Here is a 22,371-nt window from a genome sequence, read left to right as displayed (position 1 = left end):
CAGTGGAAGGGGTGTGCGGTGTCCGTTCGACCGATCGACCCCGGCCACGAGGTCGAGGTGCTGCTGCGCACGGGCCCGTTCCACGCCGCCCTGCGTGCCGCCGTCCAGCGCAGCGGCCTCACCCTGGAGCGGCTGCGCGACCGGCTCGCGCGTCGCGGCATCCACGTCAGCGTCTCCACGCTCAGCTACTGGCGGCTCGGCCGCAGCCGCCCCGAACGCGCCGACTCGCTGCGTGCCGTCCAGGCCATCGAGACCATCCTCGGCCTGCCCCGGCACTCGCTGGAGGCGTTGCTCGGCCCGCCCCGCCCGCGTGGCCGGTGGGTGTCCCGCACGCGGTCGAGCGCGCGGTACGGCCGGATGCTGGAGCCCGCGCAGTCGCTGGCGGAGACGGTGGAGGCGCTGGTCGGGCCGTCGGACGGCGCCCTGCGCCTGTGGTCGCAGGACGACGCGGCGACGGTGGACGCGACCGGCGCGATCCGCGTCGTCCACACCAGACAGGTGCTGCGTGCCGTGACCGGCCACCCCGACCGGTACCTGGCGGTGTACTGCGCGGACGCGGGCACCCCGTCGGAGGCGTTGGGCGCGGAAGCCGTGGCCAACTGCCGGCTCGGTCGGGTGCGCCGCCACCCCGGCGCGCCCGTGATCGCCGCTGAGTTGTTGTTCGACTACACGTTGCGCACCGGTCAGACGCATCTCCTGGAGTACCGCTTCACCGTTGCCGACGGTGCGCAGTCCCGTGACTACCGACGTGCGTTCCGCTACCCCGTGGGCACCTACGTGCTCAGCGTCGGCTTTACCGCACCACGCCTGCCGGTGCGTTGCTACGCGCTCGCGCAACCCGGCGTGGACGCGGCTCTCGTGCACGGCGACGACCTGCCGCTCACCCCCGGCCGGACGCTGCACCTGACCGCCGCGGACGTGCGGCCGGGTGTGCTCGGCATCGGCTGGGACTGGGCCTGATCGACCTCCGTCACCCGTGCCGACCTGCGGACGTCGTCGGGTCGTACGACCTCGGTCTGATCCGCGTTCACCCGTCCGATGGACGACGCGAAGCCCTTGGGCCGATGTGGTGGACGGGCGGTCGGCGGTGAACTGGGTGCCATCCACCGATGTGACAGGACGCCGCCATGACCAGCCCGCACGACCTCCCGCCGAACAGCGGTCCGTTCCCGGTGTCGCCGGGCGGTGTCGGCCGGTGCATCGGGGTGTTGGCCGTCTTCATGGTGTTAGTGGGCGGTTCGTCCGCCATGCAGGTTCCGCACGACGATGCCCCCCGCCGGTCCCGCGCCCGTCGAAGTGGCCATACCGGCCGTGAGCGCGTTGGTGGCCGCGGCCGAACCGCCCAGTGCGGTTATCTCCAGTGAAGAAGCCAGAAAGGTGTACACGGCGTGTCAACGGGCGGCTACGGACGTGCGCTGGGTGGAAGTGCCCCGGGGAGAACGGTCCGCCTCGACCGACTCGTCGCCCTCGCCCGCCGAGTGGACCGGCTCCGCCCGGTGATCCGGCGCGCACCGGCCACCACCGCGGCCGTGTTGTTCCTGTGGACCCTCGGTGCGGCGAGCGGCAGCCTGTGGAGCGGTCCGTCGGAACAACTGCTGGAACACGTCGGGTTCGGCGTCACCGCGCCACTGTGGACGGCCCTCACCTCCGCCATGTGGTGCTCGAACCTCGGCGGGTACGTCGCGACGACGTTGCTGCTGCTGTTGTTCGGACCGGCCGCCGAGCGTGAGTTCGGTTCGCTGCGCACGGCCGCTGTCGTCGTCGTGACGCACGTGGCGGGCGTGTTCGCCGGTTCCGGTGTCGTGCAGTTCGGTGCGGCCGCCGGGTGGACCTGGCTCGACCACCTCGGCTACGACCTCTCGGTCGGCGTGTCGCCCGGCGTGGTGGGGTTGGCGCTGGCGTTGAGCTTTCGGCTGTCCCCGCTGTGGCGTCGGCGGGTGCGGCTGCTGGTCGTGCTGGGCCTGCTCGTGCTGGCGTTGTACTCGGGGTACCTGGAGGACGTGCTGCGGCTGTTCGGCGGCCTGGTCGGGCTCGCGTTCGGCGCGCTGATCGTACGTCAACGCCCCGTGCCCGTCCCTCCTTCCCGTGATGAGACACGGGTTCTGGTCGCGTTGCTGCTCGCCGCGTCCGCGTTGGGTCCCGTGGTCGTCCTGCTGTCGCCTTACGCCAACGGCCCGTTGTCGTGGTTCGCGGACGTGCTCGCCGTGCCGCAGCCGACCGCGGACATGCTGGCGTCCTACTGCGCCGACCCCGAACTCTCGGACCTGTGCCGCACGCTGGAAGCGCAAGCCGTGTACGACCGGCTGCCCGCGTTGCTCATGTCCGTCATGCCGGCGCTGTTGTTGTTGGTGCTCGCCGAAGGGCTGCGTCGCGGCCGGAGGTTCGCGTGGTGGGCGGCACTGGTCCTCAACCTCGCGATGACCGGGCTGATCGGCTGGTACCTGTGGGAGGCGGTGCTGCTCGCGGGCACCTCCGTGACGCCCGGCGTGCTGGTGGAGTATTGCATCCCGTTCCTGCTGCCCCTCGGGATCGTGGTCGTGCTGCTGGTGTCCCGGCGGCACTTCCCGCTGCACGCGCCCGTGCGGCGGTTCTGGAAGGTCACCGCGGGCGGCCTGGTCGGGTTGAGCCTGGTGTACGTCGTCGGCGGGTGGTTGGCGCGTGACCAGTTCGTGCCGCGACCGACCCTGACCGACCTGCTGGTCGACCTGCCCGCCCGCTTCCTGCCACCCGGCTACCTCGGCCTGGTGTCCACGCCGTTCCGGCCGGACGACCTGGTCGCCGCCGTGTTGTTCGAGTACATCGGCGTGGTGTTCTGGCTGGTGGTCCTGGGAGCACTGCTCCAGGCCACGTGGAGCGCGCGTCGCGTGGAGGACCAGGACGCCGCCGCACGGGCCCGTGAACTCATGGTGCGCCATGGCGGGACGTCGTTGTCCTACATGACCACGTGGCGTGGCAACAGGTACTGGTTCACGCCCGACGGGCAGGCCGTCGTCGCGTACCGCGTGGTCGCCACGATCGCCCTCACCGTGGGCGACCCCATCGGACCGCCGGAGGCGTGTCGGGAAGCCGTGCGCGGGTTCGCGTCGTTCTGCGCGCACGAGGGCTGGACGCCGTGCCTCTACAGCATCAGCGAGGAACTGCGTGACGAGGTGGCCCCGTTGGGCTGGCACGCGGTGCAGGTCGCCGAGGACACCGTGATCCCGTTGGCGGAGCTTCAGTTCACGGGCAAGAAGTGGCAGGACGTGCGCACGGCCCTCAACAAGGCCGGCAAGCAGGGCGTGACGGCGGAGTGGGTGCGGTACGCCGACGCGCCACCCGCGCTCACCGACCAGATCCGCTCGATCTCCGCCGAGTGGGTCGCCGACAAGGGGCTGCCCGAGATGGGCTTCACCCTCGGTGGCCTGGAAGAGCTGTCCGGCGAGGGCGTGCGGTGCCTGATCGCCGTGGACGCCGACCGGACGGTGCACGGCGTCACCAGTTGGCTGCCGGTGTACGTGGACGGTGAGGTCGTCGGCTGGACGTTGGACTTCATGCGGCGGCGTGCGGGCGCGTTCCCCGGTTCGATGGAGTTCCTGATCGCGTCGGCCGCGTTGCTGCTGAAGGAGGAGGGCGCGGGGTTCCTCAGCCTGTCCGGCGCGCCGCTGGCCCGGCTCGACCGGGGCGTGCGGCCGTGCGGGGTTCAGCGCGTGCTGGATTTCGCGGGGCGCGTGCTGGAACCCGTCTACGGCTTCCGCTCGCTGTTCGCGTTCAAGGCCAAGTTCCAGCCGGTGTACCGGCCGATGTTCATGGCCTACCCGGACCCGGCGGCGCTGCCCCGCATCGCCAACGCGGTGGGCCGCGCCTACCTGCCGGGCATGAACATCCGGCAGGGCGTGCGGCTGGCCCGGATGCTGGCCGTGCGGCGCGTGCTCAGTTCGCGGCGAGGCGGTGCAGCCAGTCCCTGAGCAGCGCCGTCTCGGCGGGGGAGAGGGGGTGCTCCCGGCGGTTGAGCGCCATGTCGAGGGCGAGCGCGTGGGCGGGCAGCGAGTTGTCCTCGGCCGGTGCCTCGTCGGTGGTCGTCGCGGCGATCACCATCTCCCGCGTGCGTGCCGACAGGTCGTGGTCGGCGGTCTCGGGCGCGGAGCCGATCAGCGCGAGCGTGACGCCGGTGCCGGCCGCGCCGATGACGTCCGCGGCGGTCTCCGGCGGCACGCGCAGCCGACCGGCCTCGGCCACCCGGTCCAGGATCGACCGGAGCATCCGGCGGGCGTCCAGGGCGGCGGCCGGTCGTCGGCCCGGCTGCGGCAGGCCGTACATGAGCACGTAGAACGCGGGGTGCGTGAGGCCGTACTCGACGTGCCTGTCCCAGCCGCGCCGCAGTTCCTCCACCGGGTCGTCGCACGGCGGCGAGGCCCGCTTGGTCTCCAGGTACCGCTCGAAGCCGTACGCGGCCACCGCCTCCAACAGCCCCTGCTTGTCGCCGAACAGCCGGTAGAGGGCGGGCGCCTGCACCCCGGCCGCCGCCGCGACCGCCCTGGTGGAGACCGCGTCGATCCCGCCCGAGGTCAACAACCCGGCCGCCGCCGCGATGATCCGCTCCCGGGTGCCGGACCCCTTGTCGCCGCTCATGGATCAACGTTAACACGATAGTGGGTAGCGCCGATAACAGAACACTGATACCTTGATCCCGTTACCACCGCTACCCGGGAGCCTCCAGATGACCAACTCGACCTCGAACTCCGCCAGCCGCCGCCTGGGCCGCACGGGCCCGCCGGTCTCACCACTGGGCCTGGGCCTCATGGGCATGTCCGACCTGTACGGCCCGGCCGACGAGGCGGAGAGCCTGGCCACCATCCACGCCGCCCTGGACCGCGGCGTCACTCTGCTCGACACCGGCGACTTCTACGGCATGGGCCACAACGAGCTGCTGCTCCGGGAGGCGCTGCGATCGCGTGCCCGCGACAACGTGGTGATCAGCGTGAAGTTCGGCGCCCAGCGCGGTCCCGACGGGGAGTGGCTGGGGCAGGACAACCGGCCACGCGCGGTCAAGACCTCGGTCGCCTACAGCCTGCGCAGGCTCGGCGTGGAGCACATCGACGTCTACCGCCCGGCCCGCCTGGACCCGCAGGTGCCGATCGAGGAGACGGTGGGCGCCCTGGCCGAGTTGGTGGCCGCGGGCCACATCCGCCACATCGGACTGTCGGAGGTCGGTGCCGAGACCTTGCGCCGGGCTCACGCCGTGCACCCCGTCGTGGACCTCCAGATCGAGTACAGCCTGCTGTCCAGGGGGATCGAGCAGGAGATCCTGCCCACCGCGAGGGAGCTGGGCATCGGCATCACCGCCTACGGCGTCCTCTCCCGAGGCTTGCTGTCCGGCCACTGGCAGCCGACCCGGGAACTGTCCGGAAAGGACTTCCGAGCCCACAACCCGAGGTTCCAGGGCGACAACCTCGCCCACAACCTGAAGCTGGTGGAAGCCCTGCGAGCCATCGCGGACAAGAAGAACGCGACCGTGGCCCAGCTGGCCATCGCCTGGGCGGCATCGCAAGGCGAGGACATCATCCCGGTAATCGGAGCCCGAACCCGTGCTCGCCTGACAGAAGCCCTGGCTGCCACCACAGTAACCCTGACCCCGGAGGACAAGGCTGAGATCGAACAGGCCGTCCCCCACAACGCAGCCGCTGGCGCCCGCTACGACGCCTCCTCGTGGTCCTCGCTGGACAGCGAGCACTAACCCGCCCCTCACCCGCCCCTCATGCGCCGCTGCGCGCCTTCGCCGGCCCGGCCTACCCGGGTCGCGACGTGCGAACCCCTGCTCCGCCCGCGACCGGCCCGGTTGGGCAAGCCCACCCTTCCACTCCCGGTAATCGGAGCCCGAACCCGCGCCCGTCTGATGAAAGCCCTCGCCACCACCACGGCAACCCCGACCTTGGAGGACAAAGCCGCGATCGAACAGGCCATCCCTACAGCGCAGCCACTGGCGCCCGCTACGACGCCTCCTCGTGGTCCTCGCTGGACAGCGAGCACTGAGCCGCCCTTCACGTCGCCGCCCTGCGCGCCCTTCCCCGGCTCGGCCTACCCGGGTCGCGACGTGCGAGCCCCTGCTCCGCCCGCGACCGGCCCGGTGGGGCGAGCCCACCCTCCCGCATCCCGGTGATCGGAGCCCGAACCCGTGCCCGTCTGGCAGAAGCCCTGGCTGCCACCACGGTAACCCTGACCTCGGAGGACAAAGCCGCGATCGAACAGGCCATCCCTACAGCGCAGCCACTGGCGCCCGCTACGACGCCTCCTCCTGGGCCACCCTGGCAGCGAGCACTGAGCCGCCCCTCGCGTCGCCGCCCTGCGCGTCCTTCGCCAGCTCGACCTATCCAGGTCGTGGCTTGCGAGCCGCACCTTCCCCCGTGGCCGCCTCAGTTGGGCGAGCCCACCCTTCCACTTCCGTTAATCGGAGCCCGAACCCGCGCCCGTCTGATGAAAGCCCTCGCCGCCACCACGGTAACCCCGACCTTGGAGGACAAGGCCGCGATCGAACAGGCGATTCCCCACAGCGCAGCCGCTGGTGCCCGCTACGACGCCTCCTCCTGGGCCACCCTGGACAGCGAAGACCAGGCAGTGTCCTGTAGGTCCTTGATCAGGGCGTCTGGTAGTTCTGGTGTGTGGTGGGGCGTGGTGAGCTGGTTGATCGTGCGTGGGCTGTGATCGAGCCGTCGTTACCGGTGTCGGGGTGTGGGCGCCGGTGGCGGGATCACCGGCAGGTGATCAACGCGATCCTGTGGAAGCTGCGCACCGGCTCCCCGTGGCGGGACCTGCCCGACCGGTACGGGCCGTGAAAGACCGCGCACGAACGGCTACGCCTGTGGGCCGCGGACGGCACCTGGCAGCGCATCCTCGACCCGGTGATCGTCAAGGGCGACTCGGTCGGCGAACTGAAGTGGATCATCAGTGTCGATTCCAGCGTCGTACGGGCCCATCAGCACGCCGCCGCGGCCCGAGAAAGGGGATGCCGGCCCGCCATCCAGGCCCTCGCGGTCACGGGCGAGGCGTTCGGACGGTCCCGGGGCGGACTAAGCACCAAGATCCACGTCGGTCGACGGACACGCTTGCCGATGCGCATCCTGAACACACCCGGCCGGGCCGGGGACAACCCGCAACTGATTCCGCTGCCGGACGGCATCCGCGTCGCCGTCCCGCGTACCCTTCGCCGGCTCGGCCTATCCGGGTCGCGACGTGCGAGCCCCAGCTTCGCCCGCAACCGGCCCAGCTGGGCGACCTTCCACCCGTCTGTCGGGCCGGGCGGTGTCATACGGTCGTGACGACAGCAGATGCGATCTTGCGCCCGCCGATCAGGCGATGCCCGGGAATTCGTCATCGCAGCCAGAGCACGACGGCCGCGATCGGTGAGTTCGGCCTGTTAGTAGGCGGCTCGTGTGGGGCATCGGGTGGCCAGGCCGCGGAGCTGTGTGAGCCGTGGCCGCGCTGGTGGTCCTGCGGGTCGACTTGTGAGAGCCGGCCTTGTCGGTGACGGCATCATCGAGCCGGACGCGGGGGCGCCCCGGTCCTGGTCGGGCGACACGGATGCCGTCCAGCAGTGGCAGCAGCCGCGGGGCGTCCCCGACCTGGCCGGGTGCAGGTTCCGCCCCGGCAGGCCGCCCCGCCCGTCGACCACGACGTGGACCTTGGCGCTCAGCCCCCGGACTGTCCGAGCCCTTCCCCCGTCGCCGGCGAGGGCTTCGATGCCGGCGGTGCATCCTCGACCGCGTCGTCAAGCGGACCGTCGCCGTTCCCGGCACCAAGGGCGCGTCGCCGACGACCCGTCTCATCCCGTGACGGCGACGACCGGCCCCTGCCGGTCGTCCCGACTGGCGGCAACATCAACGACCGCAGCCACAGCAGGTCCTCCGCAACGGCTACCACAGCGATGAAACCGCGACGGCCCGCCGGATGACGCAGCGACCGCACGGACAGCACGCGCTGCGCGATCCGCCCCGGCCCACCACCATCGAACCAACCACCCGGCGAACGATTGGAGCCCCCGATGCCGAGCAACCTGCTGGACAACCTGCCCGCACCCATCCGGCAAGCCCTCAACGCCGCCAACCAGGGCGACACCGACGCCTTCCTCAACGCCTTCACCGAAACCGGCGCGGTGGACGACTGGGGGCGTGAGTTCCGGGGACACGAAGCCATCCGCCGGTGGAGCGACGCGGAGTTCATCGGCAAGCGGGTGACGATCGAGGTCAGCGGTATCAAGTCGGCCGGGGACACGACCACCGTGAGTTCCGTCGTCGGCGGTGACGGGTTCAACGGGGTCTCGGACTTCGAGTTCACCACGGCCGACGACCGGATCACACTGATGCGCATCACCGGCTGAAGCTCAAGCCAGGTCCTGCTCGATCCCCCGGCACGCGTCCAGCAGCAGGGGCACGGTCTCCTGCCGGATCCGCTCGACGCTGGTCCGGCTGGCGTGCGTGGACACGTTCACCGCCGCGATCACCCGCCCCGCCCGGTCGTGCACCGGCGCGGCAACGGAGCGGAGGCCCTCCTCCAGTTCCTGGTCGACCAACGCCCACCCCCGGGCACGCACCTCGGCCAACTCGGCCCGCAACGCGTCCGGGGACGTGATGGTGTGCGAGGTCAACGGCTCCAACCTCACACGTTCGAGATAGGCCGTCAGCTCACCCTCCGCCAACCCGGCCAACAACACGTGCCCCATCGACGTGGCGTAGGCCGGGAACCGGGTGCCCACGGTGATCGACACCGCCATGATCCGCGATACGGCGAACCGCGCCACGTACACCACGTCGCCACCGTCCAACACGGACACCGACGTGGACTCGTGCACCCGGCCCGACAACCGCTCCAGGTGCGGCTGGGCGACGTCCGCGAGCGGGATGCCGGACAGGTACGCGTACCCCAGCTCCAGCACCCGCGCGGTGAGCGAGAAGCGCTTGCCGTCGGTCCGCACGTACCCCAGGTCGGCGAGCGTGAGCAGGAACCGCCGGGCACCGGCCCGGGTGAGGCCGGTGCGCTTGGCGACGTCGGTCAACGTCAGGGCCGGACTGTCGGCCCCGAACGCGCGGATCACGGCGAGCCCGCGTTCCAGCGACTGCACGTAGTGCGCCCCGCGCTCGGGCGACGACTGCTCCTCCATGGTGGCGATCAGCCTATCCGGCGCCCGCTACGCCTCCAGCACGACGGCCAGGCCCTGCCCGACCCCGATGCACAACGCGGCCAGGCCCCAGCCGCCACCGCGGCGGCGCAGCTCGTGCGCCAGCTGGAGGATCACCCGGCCGCCGGACGCGCCGAGCGGGTGCCCGAGCGCGATGGCACCCCCGTTGACGTTGACGATCGCCGGGTCCAGGTCCGGCCAGTCCGCCAGGCACGCCAGCGACTGGGCGGCGAACGCCTCGTTCAGCTCGACGGCGGCCAGGTCGCCCCACCCGATGCCGGCCCGCCGGAGCGCGATCTCGGCGGCCCGCACGGGCCCGATCCCGAACACCTGCGGGTCGACGCCCGCCGCGCCGCGACCGGCGATCCGCGCCAGCGGCGTGATCCCGTGCCGTGCCGCGGCCGACGCGGAGCCGACCAGGAGGGCCGACGCGCCGTCGTTGAGCGGCGAGGCGTTGCCCGCGGTGACCGTCCCCTCCGGGCGGAACGCGGGCTTGAGGCGTGCCAGCTTCTCCGGGCTGGTGTCGGGGCGGACGGCCTCGTCACGGGTCAGGTCGGCACCCGGCACGGGGACGACGTGGCTGTCGTAGAACCCCTCGTCCCACGCCTTCGCGGCGAGCTGGTGGCTGCGCAGCGCGAACTCGTCCTGCCGCTCGCGGGACACGCCGTACCTCTCGGCCAGGACCTCGGTCGCCTCGCCCAGCGACACCGTCCACTCCGCCGGCATCCCGGGGTTCGTCATCCGCCAGCCGAGGGTGGTGGAGTGCAGCTTCTCGTGGCCGGCGGGAAAGCCCTTGCCCGGCTTGAGCAACACCCACGGCGCACGGCTCATGGACTCGACACCGCCCGCGACGACCAGCGACGCGTCGTCGACCGCGACGGTCCGGGACGCCTGCATGACGGCGTCCATGCCTGAGCCACACAACCGGTTCACCGTGGTGCCGGGCACGGACGTGGGGAAACCGGCGAGCAACGCCGCCATGCGCGCCACGTTGCGGTTGTCCTCGCCCGCCTGGTTGGCGTCGCCGAGCACGACCTCGTCCACGTCCGCCGGCTCGACACCGGCCCGCTCCACCACGGTGCGCACGACGTGCGCCGCCAGGTCGTCGGGCCGCACGCCGGACAACGCGCCGCCGTAGCGGCCGAACGGCGTGCGCACGCCGTCGAGCACGAACACGTCGGTCACTTCGATGCCTCCTTGAGCGCCCGCAACGCGGTCAGCTCCTCGGCGGTGGGCGGGGGAGTGCGGCCGAGCGTGGCGACGACCTTGAGGTCCCACCCGGTGGCGGCGCGGACGGCGTCCAGCTCGACGCCCTCGTGGACGTCGGTCAGCACCAGTTCGGCGGTCTCGGGGTCGGGCCGGAAAACACCCAGGTCGGTGATCACGAGGGTGGGTCCCGCGCCACGCAGGCCGAGCCGTTCGCGGTCGCCCCGACCCGTGCCGTGGCCGAAGGAGGTGATGAAGTCGACCTTCTCCACGAAGGAGCGGCTGCTCTGCCGCACCACGACGTAGACCTCCCGGCAGGACGCGGCGATCTCGGGCGCGCCGCCCGCGCCGGGCAGCCGCACCTTCGGGTGGTGGTAGTCGTCGCCGATGGTGGTGGTGTTGATGTTGCCGAACCGGTCGAGCTGCGCCGCGCCGAGGAACCCGACGTCGATCCGGCCGGGCTGCAACCAGTAGTTGAACACCTCGGGCACGCTGATCACGGCGTCCGCCGTCTCGGCGAGCACGCCGTCACCGATGGAGGCGGGCAGGCGGTCCGGCTTGGACCCGAGCGTGCCCGACTCGTAGACCAGCACCAGGTCCGGCGCGTGGGTGCGGCGGGCCAGGTTGGCGGCCGTGGACGGCAGGCCGATGCCGACGAACACGCGTTGCCGCCCGGACAGGGCGCGCGCGGCGGCGATCGCCATCATCTCGTCGGAGGTCCAGTCGGTCATGCCGCCTCCTTGATCCCGGCCAGCCACTGGGCGAACGCCTCGCGGTCCCGGCTGATCGGGTCCCACTCGGCGTAGTACGCGTTGTCCCGCTCCGAATACCCCTGCGCGTAGGAGGGGTGCGCGCCACCGGGCACCTCGGCGACCTTCGTGACCGCCCACGACGGCAGCACGATCGCGCCCGGCACCGGCGTCAGCTCGTCGACGACCTCTTCGACCGTCACGAGGCTGCGCCGCGCCGCCAGCACCGCTTCCTTCTGCACGCCGAGCAGGCCCCACAGCTGGACGTTGCCCTGCCGGTCGGCGCGCTGCGCGTGGATGATCGCCACGTCGGGGTTGAGCGCGGGCACCGCGGTCAGCTGCTCGCCGGTGAACGGGCACGTGATGGGCTTGATGGTGGCCGTCACGGACGGCAGGTCGGTGCCCACGTACCCGCGCAGCACCGCGAACGGCAGGCCGGACGCGCCGGCGACGTACCGGTTGGCCATGCCGGCGTGGCTGTGCTCCTCGATCTCCAGGGGCACCGGCCAGGAGTTCTGCACCGCGTCGCGGAACCGGTGCAGGGAGCCGACACCGGGGTTGCCGCCCCACGAGAACACCAGTTTGCGCGCGCAGCCCGCGCCGATGAGCTGGTCGTACACGATGTCCGGCGTCATCCGGACCAGGGTCAGGTCACGGCGGCCCTGCCGGATGATCTCCTGACCGGCCGCCGTCGGGATCAGGTGGGTGAAGCCTTCGAGCGCGACCACGTCTCCGTCGCCGACGAGTTCGCCGACCGCGTCCGCCAACGTTCCGATTTCCGCCACGGGCAACCTCACGTGTTCGTATGCCGAACAGAAGTTCTACATACGAACATACGAGGTGACGTAGCACCGGTCAAGTCGGGCCGGAACGAGGCCCGTGGTTCTTACCCGTCAGTAGATTGCGGTTGTGGACGAGATTGCGCGTGAACCAGAGGTCCGACGTGCTCCCGACGCGACCGGGGCGATCGACGTCGCCGCGCCGCCGGGGCGGGTGTACGAGCTGATCAGTGATCTGGCCGGGTTGGCGGACGTGGCCGAGGAGTTCTCCGGCGGTCAGTGGCTGGACGCGCCGGGGCTGCGGGTCGGCGCGCGCTTCCGGGGCGCCAACCGCCGCGGGGGCCGGTCGTGGTCGACGGTCGCCACGGTGACCGATGCCGAGCCGGGGCGGCGGTTCGCGTTCGAGGTCCACTCGATGGGGCTGCCGGTGTCGCGCTGGCAGTACGACGTCGAGCCGAGCGGCACGGGCTGTCGCGTCACGGAGAGCACGTGGGACCGGCGCCCCGCCTGGTTCCGCCCGCTGAGCGCGCTGGCGACCGGCGTCCGCGATCGGGCGACGCAGAACCGGCACAATATCGAGGCGACGTTGGCCAAGCTGAAGCAGGTCGCGGAACGCGACTAGGAGCCGCCCTCAAGCCGGACCTCGGCCCGGACGCGCTCGAAGGCCCAGGCCCGCTTGCCGACGCGGACCGCCTTGCCGACGTGGGGCAGATGGTGGTCGGCGGGACCCTAATTATCAGGCAGGCTCCCTGAAAGTTTCGGGAGGAGGCAGCCGTCAAGGACTACCTCCGCGGCCTGGGGATGCGCACCACGAACCCGAGGTCACAGCGGATCAACCGCCCTCACCCTCGAGGACAGGCGCGAGTGCGGCCCGGAGCTGGTGGGGAGGCGCCGGGCCGCGGTGGCGGGGGTCAGCGCTTGAGGCGTCGCTTGAGTTCGGCCACCAGTTCCTCGTCGCTCAGCTCGGCCGGGTTGGGGCGGGTGTGGCGGAGCTGGGCTTCCTCCTCCGTGATCAGTTCCGCGGCGACCAGGACCTCCAGCGGGCTCACCTCGAAGAGCTTGGCGATGGCCCGGGACGTCTCGATGCTGATCGACTTGCCGCGCCGCCAGTCGGTGAACCGGCTGCGGTGCACGCCGGTGGCTCGGGCCAGGTGACCCGTGTTGAGCCCCCGGTTGTCCAGGTTGGTCTCGATGTAGGCCCACAGTCGCGACGGGGTGTTCTGCTCAGCGCTCACGTCGCCATACTAGTTGCGCGTACGCAACGTCCACACGTTGTGTGCGCACGGCGGGAAACATGTCGTCCGGTATAGCAGACTCCAGACGTGATCGACACGGAGCGCACCGCCGCGTTGAAGCCCGAGCCCATCCACGTGCCGGACGAGGTGTTGGACGACCTGCGCCGACGGCTGGAGCTGACGCGTTGGCCCGACCAGACCGGCAACGACGACTGGTACTACGGGGTCAACCAGGACTACCTGCGAGCACTGGTCGAGCACTGGCGCACCGCCTACGACTGGCGTGCCGCCGAAGCCGACCTCAACCGGTACGAGCACTTCCGGGTGACCATCGACGGCGTGCCGGTCCATTTCATGCGCAAACCCGGCGTCGGCCCGAACCCGACGCCGCTGATCCTCACGCACGGGTGGCCGTGGACGTTCTGGCACTGGGCCAGGGTGGTGGACCCGCTGGCCGACCCGGGCGCGCACGGCGGCGACCCGGCGGAGGCGTTCGACGTGATCGTGCCGTCGTTCCCCGGTTTCGGCTTCTCCACCCCGCTGCCCGACCGCCCGGACATGAACTTCTGGAAGGTGGCCGACCTCTGGCACACCCTGATGACCGACGTCCTCGGCCACGACCGCTACGCCGCGGCGGGCTGTGACGTGGGCGCGCTGGTCACCGGCCAGCTCGGGCACAAGTACGCCGCCGAGCTGCACGGCATCCACATCGGCTCCGGCCTCAAGCTGAGCCTGTTCAACGGCGACCGCGCGTGGGACCTCAGCGGCGGGCGGCCGATCCCCGAGGGGCTGCCCGATGACGTGCGGGCGCGGTTGGTGGCGTGGGAGAAGCGGTTCGCGGTGCACCTCGCCGCGCACGTCCTCGACTCGGCCACGCTGTCCTACGGCCTGACGGACTCGCCGGTCGGGATGCTGGCCTGGATCCTCCAGCGGTGGAGGTCGTGGAGCGACAACGGCGGTGACATCGAGCGCGTGTTCACCAAGGACGAGCTGCTGACGCACGCCATGATCTACTGGGTGAACAACGCGATCGGCACCTCGATCCGCACCTACGCGAACAACAACCGCTACCCGTGGACCCCGTCGCACGACCGTTGGCCGGTGGTGGAAGCGCCGACCGGCATCACGTTCGTCGCCCACGAGAACCCGCCCGGCGTCACCACGGCGGAGCGGGTCGCGGACTTCCTCGCCGGCGACCGCGCCGCCTGGTACAACCACGTCAACCTCACCGCCCACGACACCGGCGGCCACTTCATCCCCTGGGAGATCCCCGACCGCTGGGTGGACGACCTGCGCCGCACCTTCCGCGGTCGCCGCTGACCGGCGGCACCGCTCAGGTCAGGAAGCGGTGGAGGGCGGTCAGCAGGCGGGAGACGTCCTCCTCCGTCGAGTACGGGGCGAGACCCACCCGCAGGCCACCGGTGTCGCCGAGGCCGAGCCAACGGGACGTTTCCACGGCGTAGAAGGAACCCGCCGGCGCGTTGACGCCCACCTCCGCCAGGAACCGGTACGCGTCCGCCGCGGTGTGGTGGGCGAAGGTGGCCAACAACGTCGGGGTGCGCAGCCCCGCCCGGGACCGGACCTCGACGCCCGGCAGGTCCAGCAGACCGGCCTCCACCACCGCGCGCAGGCGGTCCTCGTGCTCCGCGACCGCGGCCAGCGAGGCGGTGATCCGCGTGCGCCGCGCCCCGGAGCCGGGGACGAGGCCCGCGATGAAGTCGACGGCCGCGGTGCAGCCGGCCAGCAGCTCGTACGGCAGCGTGCCCAGTTCGAAGCGCTCCGGGACGGCGTCCGCGGACGGCAGCAGCTTGTCCGGTTCCAGGGTCTCCAGCAGCCGGGGGTCCGCCGCCAGCACACCGCAGTGCGGCCCGAAGAACTTGTACGGCGAGCACACGAAGAAGTCCGCGCCGAGCGCCGTCACGTCGACCGCGTGGTGCGCCGTGAGGTGCACGCCGTCGACCCAGAGCAGAGCCCCCTGCTCGTGCACGACCCGGGCGATCTCCGCCACCGGCGGTCGGGTGCCGATGAGGTTGGACGCACCCGTCACCGCCACCAGCCGCGTCCGGTCCGACAACACGCGCGCGACGTCGGCCGCGGTCAGCTCACCGGTCTCCGGGTCGAACGCCGCCCACCGCACCTCCGCGCCGACCGCTTCGGCGGCGTGCACCCACGGTCGCACGTTGGCGTCGTGGTCCAACCGCGTCACCACCACTTCGTCGCCCGGCCGCCACGTCTTGGCCAGCGTCCGCGCGAAGTCGTAGGTCAGCTGCGTCATGCTGCGCCCGAACACGATCCCCGCCGGCTCCGCCGCCAGCAGGTCGGCCAGCGCCACGCGGGCGGCGACCACGACGTCGTCGGCGGCGCGCTCGGCCGCCGTCACCCGGCCCCGGTTGGCGATTGACCCCACCAGCACGGCCCGCACGGCGTCCGCGACCTCCGCGGGCACCTGCGACCCGCCGGGGCCGTCGAAGTGCGCGACACCGGAGGACAGGGAGGGGAAGCGGGCGCGGACGGCCGCGACGTCGTAGGTCATGTCGTCACTCTGGCAGGCCGGGCGGGTTCAGAGGAGATCGAGCAGTCGCGCCAAGCGCAGGCCGAGCACGCCCACGGGCACGATGAGCAGACCCTTGCCCAACGTCACCAGCAGCCCGAGGTTGACGCGCACCGCCATGGTCGGCTTCCGGGTGCCGACCGACGCCAACGCCTCCTGCATCGCCTTCGCCACGTGGTAGGCGGGCACGCCGTGCCGGTTCGGCGACACCTGGTGGACGTGTGGTGTCCAGTCGTCGTCGAACGCGACGGCCGCCGACGCGAGGGCGTTGCCCGGGACGACGCCCGCCAGCAGGGGACCACTGCCGACCAGGTCGGCGAGCCGGGCGGCCGGGCCGGGGTCGTCGGTGAGCAGGAGCAGGAGCTTGCGTGGTGGCTGGGTGGCGTGCGCGCGTTCCACCTCCCACCACAGCCCCTCGCCGGACCCGAGGCGCAGCACCACCAGCCGCGCCTCGTCCATCAGCCGGGCGACGCCGTCCTGCCACTCGGCGTCGGGCAGGTAGAACCGGGCCGCGCCGAGCAGCGGCAGCGGTTCGCCAGGTCGGCCCACGGCGATCACCGGTCCGAACGCGTGCAACGCGTCCGCCAACTGCTCCTCGCGGGTGTGCAGCATCAGGCCGGTCGTCCCGACCGACGGCGCGTTGTCGACCTTCGCGGCCGTGTGGTCGTCGTCGAACGCACGCAGGTACAGCACGGGTCGGCGTCCGTCGGCACGCAGCGCGCGCACGGCGTCCCGTGCCGAGCGTGGCCGGGAGTACCGGAGCACCAGCAGCCCGCCGAGCAGGGCGGCGACACCACCGACGACGGTGGCGATCCGGGCGCCGAACGGGAAGGAGTTCGAGCGCAGCGCCAACTGGCCCGTGAGGAAACCCGCCACCACCAGTGCCAGCCCGAGACCGCTCGTGGTCAGGAAGACCGGTCGCCACCACCACGGCCGGCGGCGGGCGTGCGTGCCGACGAACGCGGCCAGGCCGTCCGCCGCGCGGTGTCGCCGCCGCCGCAGCGCCACGGCCGCCGCGATCGTCATCGCCGCGGCGAGCGACCAGCCGGGCAGTGGGGCGGTGGACTCGTCCAACTCGCGTCGCAACGCCGCTTGGTCGGCGTGGACGGCCGTGATGAGCGAGTCGGCGAAACCCGGCGGCACGGTCGTCAGAGGGGGACCGAGGAGGTCTCGGGTTTCGCCGAGGAACGGCGCGTTCTCGTACAGGAAGTCGGCGTGCGCTTCCGCGTCGTTGGGAAGCGCGTCGAGCAACGCCGTCGCCCGCGCCGGCGCCTCGCGGAAGCGTTGGTGGGCTTGGAAGTCCTCGGCTGCGGTGATCGCGAAGTGCAGGGCGGTGTACGTCGTGGCGAACGCGATGGCCGTCACGAGACGGGTGAGCACGCGTAAGGCGGGGGACAGGTCGCACCTACCTGGTCGTGGCGAGCGAACGCGCAACCCTAGCGGTGGCGCGGGGTCCGGCACGGCCGGAATCCCGAAGGTGCTTGGCGAGGACGTGCCACCCGGCACACGCCGGGTGGCACGTCCAGGCCGGGGCGACCGAGGAGAGGCTTGGGGGTGTGCCATCCCCTGGCCGCCGGGCGGAGGCGGTTCCCGAATACCGCCTCAGGTCATCAGGCTCGACGCGGTGCGGAGCGGTCGGCGTGGTGTCGTGGGCAGCGGTGGCGACGCGTTGCCGCCGATACGCGCGATGTGCGCCCCGCTCAATCGGGTCGTCCCACGTCCACCTCCCTTCTCCACCGACAACTGTGCCGTCCGCGAACGGGGTGCGCGCAGAGTCGGAGGTCCCGAACCCGTCGGGACCATCGGGCGCGCCGACCACCGTGGACTGTCGGTGCCCGCTGTTAGCTTGCGCGCCATGGTGGAAGCACAAGGCGTCGCGCACGGCGCGGCGCTGGCGGAACTCGTGATCGAATCGGTGCGGCGCGACCCGGAGCGGTCGATGTTCGACCACGTCCGCGTGCCGTGGGTGGACGGTCCGGCGAAGCCGATGCCGGATGACGCGTTGGCGGCGGCGGTGTTCCCGTCCGGCCGGCCGCTGTCGCCGAGCCTCCGGGCGTGGTTGGCCTTCGACACCGGTCTGTTCGAGCGCTTCGGCTGGTTCGCGCCGGACGGCGGCTTCGCGCCCCGGCCGCTGGACCGGCTCGCGGGCGACGAGCTGGGCGAGTTCTGGGGCGAGTGCTACCGGTCGGTGGCGGACGGGTTCCCCGAGTGCTTCCTGCTGCCCGGCGGGTCGGACTCGCGCCGGGTGCTGGCGGTGGGCGAGCCGGATTCGGCGGGCGAGTACCCGGTGCTCGCGCTCGACGTGGACGACATGCCGTTCGCGGGCCTGATGTACCCGGGTTTCGACGTGTACGCGGCGGAGGCGGTCGGCCTCGTCCGGCACGAGTTCGAGAGCTACACCGACCTCGCGGACGACCCGGTGTACGGGCCGCGGATGTGGGAGCACGCGCGGCACCGGTTCGCCGGCGAGCTGTGCCACGAGCACTTCTTCTGATCCACCCACCCCCGCGTCGGTCCACCCGAGACCGGCGTGGTGTGCTTACCGCATACCCCCTGGGGGTGTGTTCCGCATCTCCCCGCGTTGCGACGGGTACCCCCTGGGGGTATAAATCCAGGTGTCGAGAGGAGCGGGACATGCGTGGGTACGGCACCGGGAAGGACGACTACCTGGCGCGGCTGCGCCGCGTCGAGGGCCAGGTCCGCGGTTTGCAGCGGATGGTGGAGGCCGACGAATACTGCATCGACGTCCTCACCCAGATCGCGGCGGCCACCAAGGCGCTCCAGGCGGTTTCGCTCGGTCTGCTCGACGCGCACCTCAAGCACTGCGTCGCCGACGCGCTGGCGCAGGGCGGCGAGAGCGCCGACGAGAAGGTGCGCGAGGCGAGCGAGGCCATCGCGCGCCTGGTCAAGTCATGACACGAGGAGAGATTCCCATGGCACAGTCCGTGTTCACCGTCACCGGCATGACCTGCGGCCACTGCGTGGCGTCGGTGACCGAGGAGGTCACCAGGATCGACGGTGTGACCGATGTGGCCGTGGACCTGCCCACGGGCGAGGTCAAGGTCACCAGCGCCGTGCCGGTCGCCGAGGCGGACGTGCGCGCGGCGGTCGAGGAAGCGGGCTACGCGCTCGTGAGCTGAGCACCACCCATCGGCGTCCGCCCGCGCGGGCGGACGCCACAAGTTCCGAGGAACACCACCATGAACACAGCAGCGAAGCTCTCCGCCTACGGTGCGGTGCTCGTCCTGGTCGCGGGAGCGGCCTGGGCGGCCGGGAGCGCTGTCGGTCCCCTGACCGCCGAGTCCGCGCCACGCGGTCACGGCGGCACGCACGGCGGCGAGGAAGCCGGGCACGGGGACGCACACGGCGCCACCGTCGCGGGGGCCGAGCGGGACCAGCCCGCCGGGCTCGCGTCGTCCAGGGGCGGCTACACCCTCACGCCCACCGACTCGACGCAGACCCCGGGCACGCCCTTCACCTTCCGCGTCCTGGACCACGCCGGCAACGCCGTCACGGCGTTCGACGTCGAGCACGAGAAGCGACTGCACCTGATCGTCGTGCGCCGGGACACCGCGCACTTCCGCCACGTCCACCCGGAGATGGCGCCGGACGGCACGTGGTCGACCGCCCTGGACTTCCCCGAAGGGGGCGTCTACCGGGTGTTCGCCGACTTCAAGCCGACCGGCGGCGAGGCCGTCACGCTGGGCGCGGACGTCTCGGTCGCCGGTGGGTACGAGCCGCGTGCCCACGCGCCGTCGCGGGTCGCCGAGGTCGACGGCTACCGGGTCCGCCTGGCCGGCGACCTGGTCGCGGGCGAGGCGTCGCCGATCCGGCTGACCGTCACGCGGGACGGGCGCCCGGTCACCGACCTCCAGCCCTACCTGGGCGCGTACGGGCACCTCGTAGCGTTGCGCCAGGGCGACCTCGCGTACCTGCACGTCCACCCCGAGGGCGGTGACGGCAGGACCGCGCCGGGGCCGGAGGTGTCGTTCACCGCCGAGACGCCCACCGCCGGCACGTACCGGCTTTTCCTGGACTTCCAGCACGACGGCGTCGTGCGCACCGCCGAGTTCACCGTGGAGGCGGGTCGTGGCCACTGACCTGGAACTGTCGATCACGGGCATGACGTGCGCCTCGTGCGCCGCCCGGATCGAGCGCAAGCTCAACAGGCTGGACGGCGTCACCGCGACCGTCAACTACGCCACCGAGAAGGCCAAGGTCTCCTTCCCGGCGGGGCTCGACCCGGCGGAACTGGTCGCGGAGGTGGAGGCCGCCGGCTACGGCGCGACCCTCCCGGCGGCCGAGCCCGTCGCGGCGGAGCGGTCGGACGACCCGACCGCCGCGCTGCGGCAGCGGCTGGTGGTGTCGGCGGTGCTGTCGCTGCCGGTGATCGCCCTGGCGATGGTCCCCGCGCTCCAGTTCACCCACTGGCAGTGGATCTCGCTGGCGCTCGCCGGGCCGGTGCTGGTGTGGGGCGCGCTGCCGTTCCACCGCGCCGCGTGGACCAACCTGCGGCACGGCGCGGCCACCATGGACACGCTGATCTCGATGGGCACGCTGGCCGCGTTCGCCTGGTCGCTGTACGCGCTGCTGTTCGGCACGGCGGGCGAGCCCGGCATGACCCACCCGTTCGAGCTGACCATCGCCCGCACGGACGGCGCGGGCTCGATCTACCTGGAGGTCGCGGCCGGGGTGACGACGTTCATCCTGGCGGGCCGGTACTTCGAGGCGCGGTCCAAGCGCCGGGCGGGCGCGGCGCTGACGGCGCTGCTGGAGCTGGGCGCGAAGGACGTCGCGGTGCTGCGGGACGGCCGCGAGCAGCGGGTGCCCGTGGCGGAGCTGGTGGTCGGCGACCGGTTCGTGGTGCGGCCGGGCGAGAAGATCGCCACCGACGGCGTGGTCGAGGAGGGCAGCTCGGCGGTCGACGCGAGCACGGTGACCGGGGAATCCGTGCCGGTCGAGGTCGGGCCGGGTGACGGCGTGGTCGGCGCGACCGTGAACGCGGGCGGTCGGCTGGTCGTGCGCGCGGTCCGGGTGGGCGCGGACACCCAGCTCGCCCGGATGGCGAAGCTGGTGGAGGACGCGCAGAACGGCAAGGCCCGGGTCCAGCGGTTGGCCGACCGGGTGTCGGCGGTGTTCGTGCCGATCGTGATCGCGCTGGCCGCGGGCACGCTGGCGTTCTGGCTGGGCACGGGTGAGGGCGTGGCGGCGGCGTTCACCGCGGCCGTCGCGGTGCTGATCATCGCCTGCCCGTGCGCCCTGGGCCTGGCCACGCCGACCGCGTTGCTGGTCGGCACCGGGCGCGGCGCGCAGCTCGGCATCCTGATCAAGGGGCCGGAGGTGCTGGAGTCGACCCGCCGGGTGGACACCGTGGTGCTGGACAAGACCGGCACCGTCACCACCGGCCGGATGAGCCTGGTGGGCGTGCACGCGGTGGACGCCGACGAGGACGAGGTGCTGCGGCTCGCGGGCGCGTTGGAGCACGCCTCGGAGCACCCGATCGCGAAGGCGGTCGCGGCCGGCGCGGTGGCGCGGGTCGGCGAGCTGCCCGCCGTGGAGGACTTCCGGAACACCGAGGGCCTGGGCGTGCAGGGCGTGGTCGACGGGCACGCGGTGGTGGTCGGCCGGGAACGCCTGCTCGCCGAGTGGGGCGTGCACCTGGACGGTGAGCTGGCGGAGGCCAAGCGCGCCGCCGAGGCGCGGGGCCGCACGGCGGTGCTCGTCGCGTGGGACGGGCGGGCGCGGGCCGTGCTGGTGGTCGCGGACGCCGTGAAGCCGACGTCGGCGGAGGCGGTGCGGCGGTTGCGCGGGCTCGGCCTCACGCCGGTGCTGCTGACCGGCGACAATGAGGCCGCCGCGCGGGCGGTGGCCGCCGAGGTCGGCATCGCCGAGGTGATCGCCGAGGTGCTGCCGGAGGAGAAGGTCGACGTCGTGGCGCGGTTGCAGGCCGAGGGCCGGGTGGTCGCGATGGTCGGCGACGGCGTGAACGACGCGGCGGCGCTGGCCAAGGCCGACCTGGGCCTGGCCATGGGCACCGGCACCGACGCCGCGATCGAGGCGAGCGACCTCACGCTGGTGCGGGGCGACCTGCTGGCGGCGGTGGACGCGATCCGGCTGGCGCGTCGGACGCTGGCCACCATCAAGGGCAACCTGTTCTGGGCGTTCGCCTACAACGTGGCCGCCCTCCCGCTGGCCGCCGCGGGCTTGCTGAACCCGATGATCGCGGGTGCGGCGATGGCGTTCTCGTCGGTGTTCGTGGTGACGAACAGCCTGCGGCTGCGTGGTTTCCGCGGCACCACGCCGACCGACCGCGGCACGCCGACCCCGGCCGCCCGTCCCGAGCCCGCTCGGGTCGGCTGAGCGGGAAGCACGGCGGTGGCCCGGAATCCCACTCGGGACTCCGGGCCGTCGCCGTCACCGCCTGCCGAGCTTCTTCGCCCGGCGGTGCGCCCAGCCCGCGACCACCGCGCCGATCACCGCGGCCGTCGCGTAGGTGGCGAGCCGGGCCGGGAACCCGCCGGGCAGCCAGTCGAGCAGGCCACCGTGGGCGTGGTCGAGCAGGATCCGGATCGCGCCCTGCACCGACAGGGCCAGCACCACCATCGCGAGCACCTGCGCCACGTCGAACCTCATCGCACTCCCCCTGAGCCGCGTTCCAATGCACTTGCACTGTAATAGGATGGGCGGGCGGTTGGCAATGCGG

General features: G+C 72.2%; 22 protein-coding genes. 13 read left to right on the top strand and 9 right to left on the bottom strand.

Translation table 11 applies throughout. The features are described 5' to 3' along the window. Positions 1 to 18 precede the first annotated feature (18 nt). On the top strand, positions 19 to 960 hold the full coding sequence (locus tag KZQ38_RS06685; RefSeq protein WP_219439658.1) for a helix-turn-helix transcriptional regulator: 942 nt from the start codon (positions 19 to 21) through the stop codon (positions 958 to 960). A gap of 536 nt (positions 961 to 1,496) precedes the next feature. Next, positions 1,497 to 3,944 carry a bifunctional lysylphosphatidylglycerol flippase/synthetase MprF gene (locus KZQ38_RS06680; RefSeq protein ID WP_219439656.1) on the top strand — a complete coding sequence of 816 codons (2,448 nt, stop codon included), beginning with the start codon at positions 1,497 to 1,499 and terminating at the stop codon, positions 3,942 to 3,944. Here the strand turns inward: KZQ38_RS06680 and KZQ38_RS06675 are convergent. Continuing rightward, on the bottom strand, positions 3,910 to 4,608 hold the full coding sequence (locus KZQ38_RS06675; RefSeq protein ID WP_219439654.1) for a TetR/AcrR family transcriptional regulator: 699 nt from the start codon (positions 4,606 to 4,608) through the stop codon (positions 3,910 to 3,912). The genes KZQ38_RS06680 and KZQ38_RS06675 overlap by 35 nt on opposite strands. Before the next feature lie 88 nt (positions 4,609 to 4,696). On the opposite strand from KZQ38_RS06675, the gene KZQ38_RS06670 reads away from it, so the two are divergent. The 4 genes from KZQ38_RS06670 to KZQ38_RS06655 all read left to right on the top strand — a co-directional run bounded on the left by KZQ38_RS06670 (position 4,697) and on the right by KZQ38_RS06655 (position 8,350). Then, positions 4,697 to 5,713 carry an aldo/keto reductase gene (locus tag KZQ38_RS06670; RefSeq protein ID WP_219439652.1) on the top strand — a complete coding sequence of 339 codons (1,017 nt, stop codon included), beginning with the start codon at positions 4,697 to 4,699 and terminating at the stop codon, positions 5,711 to 5,713. 922 nt (positions 5,714 to 6,635) lie between these two features. Further along, positions 6,636 to 6,809 (top strand): transposase, encoded by a 174-nt coding sequence (locus tag KZQ38_RS37460; RefSeq protein ID WP_372452215.1) that lies wholly within the window; start codon positions 6,636 to 6,638, stop codon positions 6,807 to 6,809. Positions 6,810 to 6,875: 66 nt separating this feature from the next. Continuing rightward, the gene (locus tag KZQ38_RS06660) at positions 6,876 to 7,292 is read left to right on the top strand and encodes a hypothetical protein (RefSeq protein ID WP_219439648.1); all 417 of its coding nucleotides are present in this window, start codon (positions 6,876 to 6,878) and stop codon (positions 7,290 to 7,292) included. A 722-nt stretch (positions 7,293 to 8,014) separates the two neighbouring features. After that, on the top strand, positions 8,015 to 8,350 hold the full coding sequence (locus KZQ38_RS06655; protein WP_257900949.1) for a nuclear transport factor 2 family protein: 336 nt from the start codon (positions 8,015 to 8,017) through the stop codon (positions 8,348 to 8,350). 3 nt (positions 8,351 to 8,353) lie between these two features. Here the strand turns inward: KZQ38_RS06655 and KZQ38_RS06650 are convergent, their stop codons facing one another. Genes KZQ38_RS06650 through KZQ38_RS06635 form a run of 4 tightly spaced genes read right to left on the bottom strand, consistent with a single transcriptional unit; the run spans position 8,354 to position 11,888 of the window. Then, positions 8,354 to 9,130 carry an IclR family transcriptional regulator gene (locus KZQ38_RS06650; protein WP_219439646.1) on the bottom strand — a complete coding sequence of 259 codons (777 nt, stop codon included), beginning with the start codon at positions 9,128 to 9,130 and terminating at the stop codon, positions 8,354 to 8,356. A gap of 27 nt (positions 9,131 to 9,157) precedes the next feature. Continuing rightward, positions 9,158 to 10,333, bottom strand: a complete 1,176-nt coding sequence (locus tag KZQ38_RS06645) for a thiolase family protein (RefSeq protein ID WP_219439644.1) — start codon at positions 10,331 to 10,333, stop codon at positions 9,158 to 9,160. Further along, positions 10,330 to 11,085: a CoA-transferase subunit beta gene (locus KZQ38_RS06640; RefSeq protein WP_219439642.1), complete on the bottom strand. Its 756-nt coding sequence runs from the start codon at positions 11,083 to 11,085 to the stop codon at positions 10,330 to 10,332. Before KZQ38_RS06640 ends, KZQ38_RS06645 begins: the two co-directional genes overlap by 4 nt. Then, positions 11,082 to 11,888 carry a CoA transferase subunit A gene (locus KZQ38_RS06635; RefSeq protein WP_219439640.1) on the bottom strand — a complete coding sequence of 269 codons (807 nt, stop codon included), beginning with the start codon at positions 11,886 to 11,888 and terminating at the stop codon, positions 11,082 to 11,084. The genes KZQ38_RS06640 and KZQ38_RS06635 overlap by 4 nt, the downstream gene beginning before the upstream one ends. 124 nt (positions 11,889 to 12,012) lie before the next feature. Between KZQ38_RS06635 and KZQ38_RS06630 the strand changes: the two genes are divergently transcribed. After that, positions 12,013 to 12,504, top strand: coding sequence for an SRPBCC family protein (locus KZQ38_RS06630; protein ID WP_308258275.1), 492 nt, complete (start codon positions 12,013 to 12,015; stop codon positions 12,502 to 12,504). A 289-nt stretch (positions 12,505 to 12,793) separates the two neighbouring features. Here KZQ38_RS06630 and KZQ38_RS06625 read toward each other — a convergent pair whose 3' ends face one another. Continuing rightward, complete coding sequence (locus KZQ38_RS06625) at positions 12,794 to 13,117, bottom strand: helix-turn-helix domain-containing protein (RefSeq protein ID WP_219439639.1); 324 nt, start codon at positions 13,115 to 13,117, stop codon at positions 12,794 to 12,796. A gap of 87 nt (positions 13,118 to 13,204) precedes the next feature. On the opposite strand from KZQ38_RS06625, the gene KZQ38_RS06620 reads away from it, so the two are divergent. Continuing rightward, entirely contained in the window at positions 13,205 to 14,437 is a 1,233-nt protein-coding gene (locus tag KZQ38_RS06620) for an epoxide hydrolase family protein (protein ID WP_308258274.1), read from the top strand. Positions 14,438 to 14,450: 13 nt separating this feature from the next. On the opposite strand, the gene KZQ38_RS06615 is transcribed toward KZQ38_RS06620, so the two are convergent. Beyond that, positions 14,451 to 15,650 carry a cysteine desulfurase-like protein gene (locus KZQ38_RS06615; RefSeq protein WP_219439637.1) on the bottom strand — a complete coding sequence of 400 codons (1,200 nt, stop codon included), beginning with the start codon at positions 15,648 to 15,650 and terminating at the stop codon, positions 14,451 to 14,453. 27 nt (positions 15,651 to 15,677) lie between these two features. Further along, a complete protein-coding gene (locus KZQ38_RS06610) occupies positions 15,678 to 17,048 on the bottom strand; it encodes a hypothetical protein (protein ID WP_219439635.1) in 1,371 nt (456 codons plus the stop codon). Positions 17,049 to 17,523: 475 nt separating this feature from the next. Between KZQ38_RS06610 and KZQ38_RS06605 the strand changes: the two genes are divergently transcribed. The 5 genes from KZQ38_RS06605 (at position 17,524) to KZQ38_RS06585 (ending at position 22,028) form a co-directional block, all read left to right on the top strand. Further along, positions 17,524 to 18,162, top strand: coding sequence for a hypothetical protein (locus KZQ38_RS06605; RefSeq protein WP_219439633.1), 639 nt, complete (start codon positions 17,524 to 17,526; stop codon positions 18,160 to 18,162). A 140-nt stretch (positions 18,163 to 18,302) separates the two neighbouring features. Further along, positions 18,303 to 18,584 carry a metal-sensitive transcriptional regulator gene (locus tag KZQ38_RS06600; protein WP_219439631.1) on the top strand — a complete coding sequence of 94 codons (282 nt, stop codon included), beginning with the start codon at positions 18,303 to 18,305 and terminating at the stop codon, positions 18,582 to 18,584. 17 nt (positions 18,585 to 18,601) lie between these two features. After that, on the top strand, positions 18,602 to 18,808 hold the full coding sequence (locus KZQ38_RS06595) for a heavy-metal-associated domain-containing protein (RefSeq protein ID WP_219439629.1): 207 nt from the start codon (positions 18,602 to 18,604) through the stop codon (positions 18,806 to 18,808). A gap of 60 nt (positions 18,809 to 18,868) precedes the next feature. Next, a complete protein-coding gene (locus KZQ38_RS06590) occupies positions 18,869 to 19,768 on the top strand; it encodes a DUF8832 domain-containing protein (protein WP_219439627.1) in 900 nt (299 codons plus the stop codon). Between the two features lie 22 nt (positions 19,769 to 19,790). Further along, positions 19,791 to 22,028 carry a heavy metal translocating P-type ATPase gene (locus KZQ38_RS06585; RefSeq protein ID WP_257901015.1) on the top strand — a complete coding sequence of 746 codons (2,238 nt, stop codon included), beginning with the start codon at positions 19,791 to 19,793 and terminating at the stop codon, positions 22,026 to 22,028. Positions 22,029 to 22,082: 54 nt separating this feature from the next. Here KZQ38_RS06585 and KZQ38_RS06580 read toward each other — a convergent pair whose 3' ends face one another. Beyond that, positions 22,083 to 22,301: a hypothetical protein gene (locus tag KZQ38_RS06580; protein ID WP_219439623.1), complete on the bottom strand. Its 219-nt coding sequence runs from the start codon at positions 22,299 to 22,301 to the stop codon at positions 22,083 to 22,085. Positions 22,302 to 22,371: the final 70 nt, after the last annotated feature.

The organism is Saccharothrix obliqua (assembly GCF_019375475.1).
In the GTDB taxonomy this organism is placed as follows: domain Bacteria; phylum Actinomycetota; class Actinomycetes; order Mycobacteriales; family Pseudonocardiaceae; genus Actinosynnema; species Actinosynnema obliqua.
The sequence above is the reverse complement of the archived record's forward strand: the minus strand, read 5'-3'. Positions and strand labels throughout refer to the sequence as shown.

Coding starts and splice junctions, on each gene's coding strand:
- KZQ38_RS06675 (WP_219439654.1), bottom strand. CDS start 4,608: ATGAGCGGCGACAAGGGGTCCGGCACCCGGGAGCGGATCATCGCGGCG.
- KZQ38_RS06670 (WP_219439652.1), top strand. CDS start 4,697: ATGACCAACTCGACCTCGAACTCCGCCAGCCGCCGCCTGGGCCGCACG.
- KZQ38_RS06655 (WP_257900949.1), top strand. CDS start 8,015: ATGCCGAGCAACCTGCTGGACAACCTGCCCGCACCCATCCGGCAAGCC.
- KZQ38_RS06650 (WP_219439646.1), bottom strand. CDS start 9,130: ATGGAGGAGCAGTCGTCGCCCGAGCGCGGGGCGCACTACGTGCAGTCG.
- KZQ38_RS06640 (WP_219439642.1), bottom strand. CDS start 11,085: ATGACCGACTGGACCTCCGACGAGATGATGGCGATCGCCGCCGCGCGC.
- KZQ38_RS06615 (WP_219439637.1), bottom strand. CDS start 15,650: ATGACCTACGACGTCGCGGCCGTCCGCGCCCGCTTCCCCTCCCTGTCC.
- KZQ38_RS06605 (WP_219439633.1), top strand. CDS start 17,524: ATGGTGGAAGCACAAGGCGTCGCGCACGGCGCGGCGCTGGCGGAACTC.
- KZQ38_RS06600 (WP_219439631.1), top strand. CDS start 18,303: ATGCGTGGGTACGGCACCGGGAAGGACGACTACCTGGCGCGGCTGCGC.
- KZQ38_RS06595 (WP_219439629.1), top strand. CDS start 18,602: ATGGCACAGTCCGTGTTCACCGTCACCGGCATGACCTGCGGCCACTGC.
- KZQ38_RS06590 (WP_219439627.1), top strand. CDS start 18,869: ATGAACACAGCAGCGAAGCTCTCCGCCTACGGTGCGGTGCTCGTCCTG.
- KZQ38_RS06585 (WP_257901015.1), top strand. CDS start 19,791: ATGACGTGCGCCTCGTGCGCCGCCCGGATCGAGCGCAAGCTCAACAGG.
- KZQ38_RS06580 (WP_219439623.1), bottom strand. CDS start 22,301: ATGAGGTTCGACGTGGCGCAGGTGCTCGCGATGGTGGTGCTGGCCCTG.